The following is an 11,777-nucleotide window of genomic DNA, read 5'->3' on the forward strand; positions in this document are numbered from 1 at the left end:
GATAAGGCCATGCACCAATGGCCGGCGTTTAAAGCCTGGCAACAGGCCGGAGTGGAGGAAGTACCAGGGTGAAACGAATTCATGTGGCTGCGGCCGTTATCCGTGGCGAAGGCGGCAAGGTACTGATTGCCCGTCGCGCTGATACTCAACACCAAGGCGGGCTCTGGGAGTTTCCGGGTGGCAAGGTCGAGACGGGGGAATCGGTCGAGGCAGCGTTGAATCGTGAGTTGCAAGAGGAGCTGGGGATCTCGGTGAGCACTGCCAGACCGCTGATCAAGGTTCAACATGACTACCCGGACAAACAGGTGCTGCTCGATGTGTGGGAAGTGTCTGCATTCACAGGCGAACCTCATGGCGTAGAAGGTCAGCCATTGGTTTGGGCCTCATCGCGGGATTTGTCCGGTTATGAGTTTCCGGCGGCGAATCAGCCGATTGTCGCTGCAGCACGTCTGCCGGATCAGTACCTGATTACCCCTGACGGTCTGGAAACACCAGAGCTGTTGCGCGGGCTGCAGAAAGCCATTGCGGGTGGTATCAAGCTGGTCTCATTGCGCGCGCCCAATGGTTACGACCCTAAATACCGCGATCTGGCGGTTGATGCTGCAGGGTTGTGTGCTGGTAAGGCGCAACTGATGCTCAAGGGGCCGCTGGAATGGCTGGGGGATTTTCCTTCGGCGGGTTGGCATTTGACCGCTGCGCAACTGCGCAAATACGCATCCAAGGGGCGACCGCTGCCTAAAGAACGCTGGTTGGCGGCGTCGTGCCACAACGCTGAAGAACTGGCGTTGGCCGAGCAGATGGACGTTGATTTCGTGACGTTGTCACCAGTACTGCCGACTCAAACTCACCCGGATGCACAGCCTTTGGGCTGGGAGCAGGCGCAGCAAATGATCGCCCATTTCAACAAACCGGTGTTTTTGCTGGGAGGTCTGGGGCCGGATGATTGCCAGCAGGCGTGGAGCATAGGTGCGCAGGGGGTTGCCGGGATACGCGCATTCTGGCCTCAGGATTAGACTTCTGTGCTCCAGTAGCTTCAAAAGGTGGGGGCGGGTCAAGAGATCGCGAGTCACGCTCGCGCCTACAGAGGGGCGTGATCTATATAGCCGTTGCCGAGGCACGAAGGCTGCGATCGGGTGCTAAGCGGCCGTAGAAAAGCTCGCAGCCACGTGCCTCATCAGCGACTACACCATGGGGAATACGGTTTACTCGGCTGGCTTGGGCGCGGCCTGCCACAGAATCTCGGCTATCCCCTGGCGCTTGGCAATCAAGCGCGCGGCCACAAACAGCAAGTCTGATAGTCGGTTTATATAGGCAAGGCCGACGCCCGCCAGAGGCTCGATGGTATTGAGTTGCTGACAGCGGCGTTCCGCGCTGCGGGCCACGCTGCGGCAGACATGAGCTTGGGCGATCAAGGTCGAGCCGCCTGGCAGGATGAAATTTTCCAGCGGGCCCACTTCTTCGTTCCAGTGATCTATCGCTGCTTCCAGTCGCAGGACTTCATGGGTGTTGAGAGCCTGATACTCCGGCATGGCCAATTCTCCGCCCAGGTCGAACAGCCGATGCTGACAGGGTTCGAGCACCTCAATAATGTCGTTCAGCCCAGGGCACTCGCCACGTTGCTCATTAAGCCCGGCCAATAGCAGGCCAAGTTGGCTGTTAAGCGTATCGACCTCGCCGATGGCTTCTACCCGCGGATGGTCCTTGGGCACGCGACGCCCATCGCCAAGGCCGGTCTCGCCTTTGTCGCCGGTGCGGGTGTAGATCTTTGACAAGCGAAAACCCATGTTTACAGTTCCACTGTGGTTGATTCGTGAGAGGGCAACAGGTTACCGGCCAGTGGCAGGCGCAAGGTGAAGCACGTGCCTTGGCCTTGCGTGGAGTGCACTTCCATTTGCCCTTTGTGGTTATTGGTGACGATGAAGTACGACACTGACAGACCCAGCCCGGTGCCTTGACCGACTTCCTTGGTGGTGAAGAATGGCTCGAAAATGCGTTTGCGTACGTGTTCTGGCATGCCGATGCCATTGTCTTCCACCTGGATTTCGGCCCAGGGTGGGTTCAATTTGGTGCGAAGGATGATACGTCCAGGCTCGGAGTTGGTCGGGCGCTGGTGAATGGCCTGAGCCGCATTTTTCAACAGATTCAGCAACACTTGCTCGAGCTCGTTGGGAATACCCGGCACCGGGCCAAGCTCCGGGTCGAACTGACGCACAATGTCATGACCTCTGAAATCGAAACCCAGCGCCAGATCAAAGTCATTGCTGGCAATGTCCACGGCTTGATCAATCAGTGCGGACAAATCGCAAGGGCTCATTTGGCGATTGCTGCGGCGACTGAAGCTGAGCATATGGGTGACGATTTTGGCTGCGCGGGCTCCCGCCTGTTGTATGCCGTCGAGTAACTGCGGCACTTCTCGGGCCTGCAGGTAGTGGCTGATAGCCTCGAGCGTAATGCCGGTCTGTTCGGCGACCTCAACGTTTTTCGGCAAGTCAGTGGATAAGCGCCGACGAATGTTTTGCACGTTATGCAGGATCGCCCCCAAGGGGTTGTTGATTTCGTGGGCCATGCCGGCCGCAAGCCCGCCAACCGAGAGCATTTTTTCCGATTGCACCATCATGTCTTCCAGCGATAGACGCTGGGTAATGTCATCGATGCGGATCACCACGCCACGTCCGCCACTGCCGGTCAGCGGGTAAAAGGTCAGGGCATAGTGTCGGACTTCGTCATTCTGGCCCCAGGTCACGCGTTCAATTTTGGCCACACGGTGGGTTTCGATGGTGTCTTTGAGCTGTGGCAAAAATGGCTTGAGTGGCTCAAAGGCCAAGTAGATCGGCTGGTTTAAGGCCTCGTCCAGTTGTGTCCCGGAGAGGGCGCTGGCCTCCTGATTCCATTGGGTGACGTAGAGCTGGTCATCCAGTGCGATGAGCGCCGATGGCATCGAATCGATGATGTTGTTGAGGTAGTTCTGAAAACCCGTCAGTTTTTTCTCGATTTTGCTGCGAACCTGCACTTCGAGTTCCAGCTTGCGGTTGGTATGACGGGTTTCTTCAGCCAGTGTCTGGGCTTGATCATAGGCCGCCTGTGCTTCGTCACGGGCACGTTTGAGCTCCTGCTCGCGAGCTTCAATACGCGACAGCATGGTGTTGAACGCTTCGGCAAGGCTGCCGATTTCATCGTGATTACCCGGTGCTGCGCGCAAGGCGTAGTTTTCTTCGCGGGTGACCTGGCGAGACAGTTCTTCGAGGCGATGGATGGGGTGCGTGATCAGCCGCTTGATCTGTCGCGCCACCACCAGCCACAGCAGAATGCTGAACACCAGAATCCCCAGGCTCGCGGTGAGGGTGCCGGTATAGAACGCCATGGGCAGTTCACTGCTGGCGATCAGCAACAAATGCCCAGGCGGTTGGTCGCCATGGTGCAGAGGCGTGATGAGGTGGCTGCGTAACTCGGTCAGGCTCCAGGCATCCAGTTGGCGATAGTACTCGGGTAGAGGCAGGCGCTCGCCATGTTGCAATTGGGCCAGTTGGTTGCCTGCGCTGTCGTAAATCGCCGCAGCGCGCAGCGGGGCGTAACTGCCTATTTCTTCAAGCAAGGCTTCGGCATTTTGCTGGGAGTCGAGCGATTGCAGGATAAGGGTGGGGTTTGAAGCCAGCCGCCCCAGGGTTTGCAAGGCTTGTGGCGCGGTGCTTTCGTGCGAAATCCAGTACGCGGCACTGATGAATGTCAGGTTGGCTACTAATAAAACGGTAGCTAGAAGCACGAGGAGCGCGGCCAGCAACTTCTGGCCGACCGGAAGGTTTTCGAGGCGCTGGCGCAAGGGCATCGTCATGACCGCTTAAGGGAGAACCAGCCCGCAGGGTAGCGCGGGGCTCAGTTGCAGGGCAATCCGCGTTGGCTCAAGTGCTCGATGAGTCGCTGATGCACGGCATGCAAATGCGGCACGGCGAATTTCTGCTGGCGAGCGGCTTCGCACGCGTAGCCCAGCAGGTAGCTTATTTCGGTACGCCTGCCTTGGGCCACATCCTGATGCATGGAGGAATAATTGTTGGCTGTGGCCTGGATCACACGATGTACCTCGGCGCCTAGGCCGTCGGCGGCGGCTGCCTGGCCGCACCGGATCAGCAAGGCGGCCAGTTCGTCGCAAAGCGTGTCGACTTCTGTGCGATGTGCCTGCAAGCCGCCATTTTGGCAGTCGTACAGAACCGTCAGCGGGTTGATAGCGCAGTTAAGTGCCAGCTTGCGCCACAGGCGGCTCAGAATAGTTGGGCTCCATTCATGGCCAATATGGCTGAGGCGAAGTTCTGCCAGCCATTGCGGCGCTTCGCCCGCATCGGGTTCGCCCAGCCAGGTATGGCCTTGCCCGGCAAATACCACGCGCCAGTCGCCATCGCGGAAGGCGCCTTCAGTGCTGGACGCAAAAATGCAGCGTGCTTGGGGAACGCGCGCCGCCACGGCCTGCTGACTGCCCAGACCATTCTGCAGCAAGATCACCTCGGCCCCCGGTGCGAGCCGATGGGCAATGAGGCTGATGGCGTGCTCGGCGTCATAGGCCTTGCAGGTCAGCAGCAGACGCTCGATGGGCTCTTGAGCCTCTGGCAGTTGAGCATTTACGTCGAAACGTTGCGTTTGCTCACCTTCGACTAGAGTTATACCTAAGGCAGTTTTAAACGCGTGGAGACGAGCCGCATTGCGCACGATCAGGGTGACGGGCAGGCCTGCTCTGGCCAGTCGAGCGGCCCACAGTGTGCCCATGCTTCCAGCACCGAGAATATGCCAGCGTGTCGCGGTCGGTCTGCAGTCTGGGTGTGGCATGTACGCTCGCAAGTGAATGACGTGGAAGAATCGCTATAATGCCCGCGCATTTTAACTGTCAGGTCAGGCGTGCTCCATCTGTGTTGAGCGCGCCCTTTAAAAAGTGGAGAAATTACATGCCGTCGTTCGACGTGGTATCCGAACTGGACAAACACGAAGTCACCAACGCAGTCGAGAACGCCGTCAAGGAGCTGGACCGTCGGTATGACCTCAAAGGCAAAGGCAGTTTCGAGTTCAAGGAAAAAGAGCTCACTGTGAATCTGACCGCAGAGGCGGATTTTCAGCTGGAAGCCATGATCGAGATTCTCAAGCTGGCATTGGTCAAGCGCAAAATCGATGTGCAATGCCTTGAGGTCAAGGATGCTTATGCATCAGGCAAGCTGATGAAGCAAGAAGCTGTGCTCAAAGAAGGCATCGATAAAGAGCTGGCGAAGAAAATCGTTGCTCACGTCAAGGATGCCAAGCTGAAGGTTCAAGCGGCCATTCAGGGTGAGCAGGTCCGTATCACTGGCAAGAAGCGTGATGACCTGCAAGAAGCTATTGCTACGCTGCGCGCCAAGACGTTTGACTTGCCTTTGCAGTTCAATAATTTCCGCGACTGATCCCCTCCAGGGAACCTGTGGCGATCATGGGCGTCCGATTTTCCTGGGCGCGGCTTAAACGATTGAGCGAGACCGCTCGATCGTTTGGGTCTGTACGAAATGTTTTCGAATTTGCTGTCACGCGGCATCACGGAGCATGGATACATTGAGTGCAGAACCTGAAAAACGTCACCGGAAATCGGTATTAGGAGAGATAAATGGATCTGAACGCTGAATTTGATCATCTGATCAAGACCTCGCAGGCCTGGATTCCAATGATTATGGAATACGGCAGTCGTGTGCTGCTGGCGCTTGTAACCCTGGCCATCGGTTGGTGGTTGATTAACCGATTGACGGCAAAACTGGCGCAGTTGCTGGCGCTGCGCAAGGCTGATCTGGCGCTGCAAGGCTTTATCAGCAGCCTGGTCAACATCGTTCTCAAAGTGCTGCTGGTTGTCAGTGTCGCTTCGATGATTGGCATCCAGACAACGTCATTCGTGGCCGCTATCGGCGCCGCAGGTTTGGCCATTGGCCTGGCGTTGCAGGGCAGCCTTGCGAACTTTGCCGGCGGAGTGCTGATTTTGCTGTTCCGTCCTTTCAAGATCGGTGACTGGATCGAAGCACAAAGCGTAAGCGGGACCGTCGACAGCATTCAGATCTTCCACACCGTGCTGCGAACCGGCGACAACAAAACCGTTATTGTGCCTAACGGCAACCTGTCCAACGGCATCATCACCAACTACAACCGTCAGCCGACGCGTAAGGTGGTGTTTGATGTGGGCGTCGATTACGAAGCCGACTTGCAGAAGGTGCGTGAGGTGCTGCTGGCGCTGGCGGATGATCCTCGCGTGCTGAAAGATCCTGCTCCGGCCGTGGTTGTGACGGCTTTGGGCGACAGTGCAATCACCATGTCGCTGCGTGTGTGGGTCAACACCCCTGATTATTGGGATGTGTTGTTCATGTTTAACGAACACGCGCGCGATCGTTTAAAGGCACAGGGTGTTGATATCCCATTCCCGCAACGTGTCATACGTGTGGTGCAGGAAGTGCCTGCTGGTTAAGGGATAACCCGATAGCCAGCTATTAATAGGCGTACAAAATAATTAAAGGGGCTTCGGCCTCTTTAATTGTTTTATACCTTGTGAGAATTATCCGATGGTGGACTCTAGAGTCAGATTTCAGTGAGTGATAATTGCTTGCATTAGAGCTTGTTAGTTAGCTTGCTATATAACGTATCAAGCCGCAGACAATAAAAAACCACGCACCTGGAACAGGGCGTGGTTTTAACTGAACAGTCTCTGTGTAATGAAAGCCCGAAGGCTCTAATTACAAGATGTTCAGTGGGTATTCAACAATGACGCGTACGTCGTTGGTGTCTACACCGTAGTTGCTGGTAGTGCGATAGATCGCGCTACGCAGACGGAAGGACAGGTCTTTGGCCGGGCCTTCTTGCAGAACGTATTTGCTCTCGAAGTTGAATTCGTGTTCGCGACCTTCACCTTCGGCGGTGGAGATGTTGTCACCTTTAACGTAACGGGCCATGAAGCTCAGACCAGGTACGCCGTAGCTGGCCAGGTTCAGGTCGTAGCGAGCCTGCCAGGAGCGCTCGTCCTTGCCGTTAAAGTCGGAGTATTGCACGGAGTTGGCAAGGAAGATGGTGCCGCCGCCGTCTACGCCGTAGTAGTAACCGCTGTCACCGGTGGAGCGCTGGTGAGCCAGGGTGAACTTGTGGGCGCCAATGCTATAGGCTGCTGCCAAGCTCCAGATTTTGTTGTCGACATTGCCAGCCAGTTCCTGGCCTTGGCTCGAGGTTCTGTAGCCGTTGAAGTCGAAGTTCACGGCCTGAGCGTCATCGATCGGGTAGGTGTAGTTCAGGTTGATGTACTGCTTCTTGAAGTAGTCATCAATGTCCGATGCTGCCAGGCCGCCGACGAAGTTTTCGGTGAACTGATAGGTTGCACCGGCGATGTTGGCCACTGGCAAGTGCAGGCTGTCATGGTACATGCCAGTCTGCGAGCTCATGGCGGTGAAGCGACCTGCGCTCAGCTCCAGGCCTTTGATTTCGTGGGAGGTGATCAGGGTACCGGTCGCGACTTCTGGCAGCAAACGGCTGTCATCGGTCGACAGAACCGGGCTGGCCACAAACTGGTTACCGTACTTGAGTACGGTGTCGGACAGGCGGAACTTGATAGCGCCACCAGCCTTGGATTGGGAGTCTTCCGGAGAACCGTCGCTCTTGCTGGCGAACAGGCCGTTACCTTGACGACCGGCACCGCCGTCCAGGCGCAGAGTGCCCATGGCGAATGCATCAACACCGACACCAATGGTGCCTTGGGTGAAGCCGGAGTTGTAGTTGAGCAGTTCGCTCAAGCCCCAGTCTTCGCGGTAGCCGTTTTTATAGCCGCCACCTGGTTTTGCAATGTTACCGGCGCCGTTACGGAAGTCGCGGTTCATGTACAACATGCGGGTTTTGGAAGTCAGCGTGCTGTCTTCAATAAAACCTTTGGAATCGTCTTGAGACGAGGCCATTGCGAACTGTGTAGTTCCGGCTGAAACAGCCAGGGCGATCATGCTCCACTTCATCACGCGCATCGTGATTTGCTCCTTTGGTTTTAGGAAGAGTACTGCCGTCCCACCTGAATTATTATCTGGGCGGCTCTTTCTTTTTGTGTCGGCGCAAACTTATATCACGCCGACTGTATTGGCGATACTTGCCATCAAAAGCTTTCAGCTTCTTTACAGCTATGCCACGAAAAGCACTCTACATGCCGCTCTCTGGCAGCTATGTGTCGTGTCTGACATGTTGTGCATGCTGTTTTTTATGAGCGAGACAGCCAAACTTACTGCTGACCCCTTATTAAAACTCCCCATTTAGACGGCTCAACAAAAAATGCTTACTTATCGTCGGGTCGCGGCACCCCCGGCTACGTCCCTGTCGACTAGTAATGTGTGTATGCAACAAGCATGCTCAAACCATGTTTTGAGTATGAAAAAAAATTATCTGGTGTTTTTCGGGCGTATAGGCCCGGTTTAGCTCGGGTGAGACATTTGCGAGCATGGCCCGTGGGGCGTGTTGCTCGCAGCCTGAGGCGCGGTCGCCGGATAAAAGGTGTGCGAAATGTTACCGGTCCACACCGTTTGGGGTAGCAGGTGACGTTTGCGTGCACTAAAACCACCCGGTCTGTGCTTTTTTGGTGCATCGGATATTGGCGCGTGGCATCGCCGGGTGCCGCCTTGTCCCCCATTCGCCGGCGGCCAGGGTTCAGGCGCAAGGCCGGTGTGATGCGAAGGTCAATCAAGGGTATCCTGCACATCTGTCGCTCGCAGGCAGGTGAATCTGGCCTGATCGAGAGCCGAGCTGAAATTACCCGTTAAACAGGAGAGCACCCCGTGTTCGTTTTGGATACACGTCTTCAAGAGGATACCTGGCTGATTGGGGATTTCCCTTTGTGCCGCTTGCTGCTTTCCAATGATTCGAATTATCCCTGGTTCATTTTGGTGCCACGTCGTGAAGGTATCAGCGAGCTGTTTCAATTGGATGACCATGATCAGCAAGTCATGTGGCGTGAAACCACCACACTGGCGAATGTACTGAAAACGCTGTTCGCTGCAGACAAGATGAACGTTGCTACTTTGGGTAATGTGGTCAGTCAGATGCATATGCATGTCATCGCCCGCTATTCATCGGACGCGGCCTGGCCTGCTCCGGTATGGGGCAGGCACCCGGCCAGGCCCTATAGTGAGGCGGATGTGCAAGAGCTTCGGGACAAGCTCAGAGGGGTTCTGGGCAGCGATTTCATTTTTTCGGAGGGTGGGCTGTGAGTCTTGAAGCGCGGGTGATGGATCTGGAAAGCCGCCTGGCTTTTCAGGATGACACCATTCAGGCACTTAACGATGTACTGGTGTCACAGCAAAACGCGGTGGATCGTTTGCAGTTGCAGATGGCCGCGTTGCTCAAGCGGCAGGAAGAAATGGGCGGCCAGTTCGAGTCGTTTGAAGAAGAGGCGCCACCGCCGCATTACTAGCATTTTCAGCAGGCCATAAAAAACCGCGAAACAGTCAGGCTGTCCGCGGTTTTTTTTCAGGCTGATATCAGCGGCGCGGCAAGGCAGCGATCACATCTTCAGCTTGTAGGCCCTTGTCACGGTTCATGACCGAGAACTCAACACGTTGTCCTTCCACCAGTACGCGATGGCCTTCGCCACGAATGGCGCGAAAGTGGACAAAAATATCATCGCCGGAATCTCGAGAGATAAAGCCGAAACCCTTGGAAGTGTTGAACCACTTTACAGTGCCTGTATCGCGGTTGGTCATGTCGTAGGTTTGTGCGGTGGCCGCAGGTGACGATTTGTAGAAACTGACGATCAAGTGCAGGGCCACGGCAATCACGGCAGGCACGAGGCTCATCAGGATTGCGGGTTGATCGCCGATCGGCAACAACAGACCGAACAAGGTGAGGGTTTGCAGGACTACGGACAACACCAGCAAGGCGCTGACCAGATTTTGCAGTTGATGGCGCGGGCCTTTATTCCAATATGGAATAACTGGCGCCAGTGCCAGGTTAAGCAGACCAAGAAAAGCTAAATAAAGAGCATCAGCATGTTGGAGGTAAGGGACAGCGTCGGATTGCAGGCTAGGAATGAAGGACAGCAGCAAGGCAGCTGCGCCCGTTAGCAGGTGAACGATTTTCAACATTTCAATTAACTCACGTTAAGACGGATCGCAAGGAAGAGCTGATGTCGCACGGTTCGCTTCTGAAAAAAATGGAGGCGCTGGACACGCACGTGATATCAGCCTATGCGCCGTCGCCAGAGGCTTGGCGAAGGCGACACGCTGCCTATTTAACAGCAAAGCTTGGGCCTTCTCAAATTAAGCGTCACAAGATGTCGAACGCTGTGTTTAAACGCGAAGCTCCAGAAAATGCGTATTTACCATGAGGGCCTTGTTTTAGAGGGCTGTGGTCCATTTCTTTGTGTCGTGTTGGAAGGCGTGAAATTGAAAGTTTGTGTCGGATGTCGGATCAACAATGACCGTTGGTCGATTTTTTAGCGAACAAGGGTGTGTTGACTATAAGTTTTAAGTTGCAAGTTTTACGCAATAAAGGTGGTGTTGATCAATTGCTTATATGTTTGAAGCGGGATGGATAGATCTCGCGTATCTGTTTCTATATTTTTGTAGCGGCTGGTTTAAGCGGATGTTGTTGTGAAGAGTTGGTAGTGTATGCGGGTCTGGTCTTGCTTGTTGGGTGTGGTGATGGGTGCGTACGCGTTGTTGCAGTGTGGCATTTTGTTTCAGATTGAGTGAGAAGTTTCTGAGTGTGTTGAAAAGTAGCGCAGGGTTTTCCAAATGCGAACTTGAACGGTTGGCTGTGAGGGTGAGAGCTATGAGGCGCAAGGCGTCTAGCTTGGGTGTTGGCGATATTCGGAGTGTATGCCGAGAGGCCTCCTACAAAGATTCGGGGCAAGTCTGCTGGCTGGGAAGTTTTGCGTAATGTTTTATGAAGTATGTTTTTTGAATCAATATTAATTGGTTTCTAATGTTGTGAAGGAGGCTTTTATATATGGGTCGTATGATTCGGCAAGAAGGCAGTGGAGGGCGGTTGTTGCAGCGGGGCAGAATTGATCCGGTGGTCCTCGATTTTGGCATGGGGTCGGCTCAGCCATTATCCAAGTCTGTCCGGTTAAATGGTTTTGCTACTTGTTTGCGGCTTGAAGAAATATATTGGGATGTGTTGTCGGATATTTCGCAATGCAACGCGTGTTCAATCAATGCACTGCTGTCGTATATCGATAGAGAGATTCATTTGCGTCATGGCGGGGTCAAGAATTTCAGCGGGCTTATCCGGGTTGTCTGTGTGATGCATCTGATGAAGACCGGACAATCTTCCGGCGATGTGGTGCCGGAACGGATATGGGCGGGGTGATGTGCTGTTTGAGGCTGTGGTTAAGTGTTCGGTGGCTTGCAATCTTTTAAAATTCAGGCTTTCTTTGAGGTGTCATGGCTGTTCCTGCGGCTGCATTGGCTCGATTTACCAGATATAATCTCGCGCTTTGCTGCGTGGCCCCTGACGGGTTGCCGCTAACGGATTGTCGAGACACGCCAATGCCCATGTACGATTACCAATGTGCTTCCTGTGGTCATCAGCTGGAAGCCATCCAAAAGATCAGTGACTCGCCACTGGTTGATTGTCCTGCCTGTCAGGCACCTGAGCTGAAGAAAATGCTGTCCATGCCGGGCTTTCGCCTGAGTGGTACAGGCTGGTATGAAACAGACTTCAAGACAGGCGCGAAAAAGAATCTGGCAGGCGGCGACAAGTCCGACTGAGGTTAAGCGAAAGCCCTCTGAACACAAGCGGGATCTTGCAGTCACATCAGCACCGACAGT

At 54.8% G+C, this 11,777-nt stretch carries 13 protein-coding genes; 8 read left to right on the forward strand and 5 right to left on the reverse strand.

Annotation, left to right across the window (positions count from 1 at the left end; translation table 11 throughout):
- Positions 1–68: 68 nt before the first annotated feature.
- Positions 69–1,013 (forward strand): Nudix family hydrolase, encoded by a 945-nt coding sequence (locus tag NTD86_RS02930; RefSeq protein ID WP_262200657.1) that lies wholly within the window; start codon positions 69–71, stop codon positions 1,011–1,013.
- A gap of 189 nt (positions 1,014–1,202) precedes the next feature.
- On the opposite strand, the gene NTD86_RS02935 is transcribed toward NTD86_RS02930, so the two are convergent.
- Genes NTD86_RS02935 through NTD86_RS02945 form a run of 3 tightly spaced genes read right to left on the reverse strand, consistent with a single transcriptional unit; the run spans position 1,203 to position 4,752 of the window.
- Positions 1,203–1,784 (reverse strand): cob(I)yrinic acid a,c-diamide adenosyltransferase, encoded by a 582-nt coding sequence (locus NTD86_RS02935; protein ID WP_262200658.1) that lies wholly within the window; start codon positions 1,782–1,784, stop codon positions 1,203–1,205.
- Between the two features lie 2 nt (positions 1,785–1,786).
- Positions 1,787–3,823, reverse strand: coding sequence for an ATP-binding protein (locus tag NTD86_RS02940; RefSeq protein ID WP_262200737.1), 2,037 nt, complete (start codon positions 3,821–3,823; stop codon positions 1,787–1,789).
- Positions 3,824–3,870: 47 nt separating this feature from the next.
- The gene (locus NTD86_RS02945) at positions 3,871–4,752 is read right to left on the reverse strand and encodes a putative 2-dehydropantoate 2-reductase (RefSeq protein WP_410016942.1); all 882 of its coding nucleotides are present in this window, start codon (positions 4,750–4,752) and stop codon (positions 3,871–3,873) included.
- A gap of 176 nt (positions 4,753–4,928) precedes the next feature.
- On the opposite strand from NTD86_RS02945, the gene NTD86_RS02950 reads away from it, so the two are divergent.
- A complete protein-coding gene (locus NTD86_RS02950; RefSeq protein WP_262200660.1) occupies positions 4,929–5,414 on the forward strand; it encodes a YajQ family cyclic di-GMP-binding protein in 486 nt (161 codons plus the stop codon).
- 197 nt (positions 5,415–5,611) lie between these two features.
- Positions 5,612–6,454, forward strand: a complete 843-nt coding sequence (locus tag NTD86_RS02955; protein ID WP_262200661.1) for a mechanosensitive ion channel family protein — start codon at positions 5,612–5,614, stop codon at positions 6,452–6,454.
- Between the two features lie 265 nt (positions 6,455–6,719).
- On the opposite strand, the gene NTD86_RS02960 is transcribed toward NTD86_RS02955, so the two are convergent.
- Positions 6,720–7,985, reverse strand: coding sequence for an OprD family porin (locus NTD86_RS02960; protein ID WP_262200662.1), 1,266 nt, complete (start codon positions 7,983–7,985; stop codon positions 6,720–6,722).
- Positions 7,986–8,783: 798 nt separating this feature from the next.
- Between NTD86_RS02960 and NTD86_RS02965 the strand changes: the two genes are divergently transcribed.
- Both NTD86_RS02965 and NTD86_RS02970 read left to right on the forward strand, forming a co-directional pair.
- Positions 8,784–9,215 (forward strand): HIT domain-containing protein, encoded by a 432-nt coding sequence (locus NTD86_RS02965; protein WP_262200663.1) that lies wholly within the window; start codon positions 8,784–8,786, stop codon positions 9,213–9,215.
- The gene (locus NTD86_RS02970) at positions 9,212–9,418 is read left to right on the forward strand and encodes a SlyX family protein (RefSeq protein WP_262200664.1); all 207 of its coding nucleotides are present in this window, start codon (positions 9,212–9,214) and stop codon (positions 9,416–9,418) included. The genes NTD86_RS02965 and NTD86_RS02970 overlap by 4 nt, the downstream gene beginning before the upstream one ends.
- Positions 9,419–9,485: 67 nt before the next feature.
- Here the strand turns inward: NTD86_RS02970 and NTD86_RS24250 are convergent, their stop codons facing one another.
- Complete coding sequence (locus tag NTD86_RS24250; protein WP_315974722.1) at positions 9,486–10,088, reverse strand: cold-shock protein; 603 nt, start codon at positions 10,086–10,088, stop codon at positions 9,486–9,488.
- Positions 10,089–10,129: 41 nt separating this feature from the next.
- Here NTD86_RS24250 and NTD86_RS02980 point away from each other — a divergent pair, with 41 nt between their 5' ends.
- The 3 genes from NTD86_RS02980 to NTD86_RS02990 all read left to right on the forward strand — a co-directional run bounded on the left by NTD86_RS02980 (position 10,130) and on the right by NTD86_RS02990 (position 11,717).
- The gene (locus tag NTD86_RS02980) at positions 10,130–10,330 is read left to right on the forward strand and encodes a hypothetical protein (RefSeq protein ID WP_262200665.1); all 201 of its coding nucleotides are present in this window, start codon (positions 10,130–10,132) and stop codon (positions 10,328–10,330) included.
- A gap of 632 nt (positions 10,331–10,962) precedes the next feature.
- Positions 10,963–11,316, forward strand: coding sequence for a ribbon-helix-helix domain-containing protein (locus NTD86_RS02985; protein ID WP_262200738.1), 354 nt, complete (start codon positions 10,963–10,965; stop codon positions 11,314–11,316).
- A 179-nt stretch (positions 11,317–11,495) separates the two neighbouring features.
- On the forward strand, positions 11,496–11,717 hold the full coding sequence (locus tag NTD86_RS02990; RefSeq protein WP_262200739.1) for an FmdB family zinc ribbon protein: 222 nt from the start codon (positions 11,496–11,498) through the stop codon (positions 11,715–11,717).
- The last annotated feature ends 60 nt before the right edge of the window (positions 11,718–11,777 follow it).

It is taken from the genome of Pseudomonas sp. 7P_10.2_Bac1 (genome assembly GCF_025465935.1).
In the GTDB taxonomy this organism is placed as follows: Bacteria; Pseudomonadota; Gammaproteobacteria; order Pseudomonadales; family Pseudomonadaceae; genus Aquipseudomonas.

Excerpts from the sequence above, each read along its gene's own strand:
- NTD86_RS02960 (WP_262200662.1), bottom strand. The coding sequence starts at position 7,985 with ATGCGCGTGATGAAGTGGAGCATGATCGCCCTGGCTGTTTCAGCCGGA.
- NTD86_RS02985 (WP_262200738.1), top strand. The coding sequence starts at position 10,963 with ATGATTCGGCAAGAAGGCAGTGGAGGGCGGTTGTTGCAGCGGGGCAGA.
- NTD86_RS24250 (WP_315974722.1), bottom strand. The coding sequence starts at position 10,088 with ATGTTGAAAATCGTTCACCTGCTAACGGGCGCAGCTGCCTTGCTGCTG.
- NTD86_RS02940 (WP_262200737.1), bottom strand. The coding sequence starts at position 3,823 with ATGCCCTTGCGCCAGCGCCTCGAAAACCTTCCGGTCGGCCAGAAGTTG.
- NTD86_RS02945 (WP_410016942.1), bottom strand. The coding sequence starts at position 4,752 with ATGGGCACACTGTGGGCCGCTCGACTGGCCAGAGCAGGCCTGCCCGTC.
- NTD86_RS02950 (WP_262200660.1), top strand. The coding sequence starts at position 4,929 with ATGCCGTCGTTCGACGTGGTATCCGAACTGGACAAACACGAAGTCACC.
- NTD86_RS02955 (WP_262200661.1), top strand. The coding sequence starts at position 5,612 with ATGGATCTGAACGCTGAATTTGATCATCTGATCAAGACCTCGCAGGCC.
- NTD86_RS02990 (WP_262200739.1), top strand. The coding sequence starts at position 11,496 with ATGCCCATGTACGATTACCAATGTGCTTCCTGTGGTCATCAGCTGGAA.
- NTD86_RS02980 (WP_262200665.1), top strand. The coding sequence starts at position 10,130 with ATGTCGCACGGTTCGCTTCTGAAAAAAATGGAGGCGCTGGACACGCAC.
- NTD86_RS02935 (WP_262200658.1), bottom strand. The coding sequence starts at position 1,784 with ATGGGTTTTCGCTTGTCAAAGATCTACACCCGCACCGGCGACAAAGGC.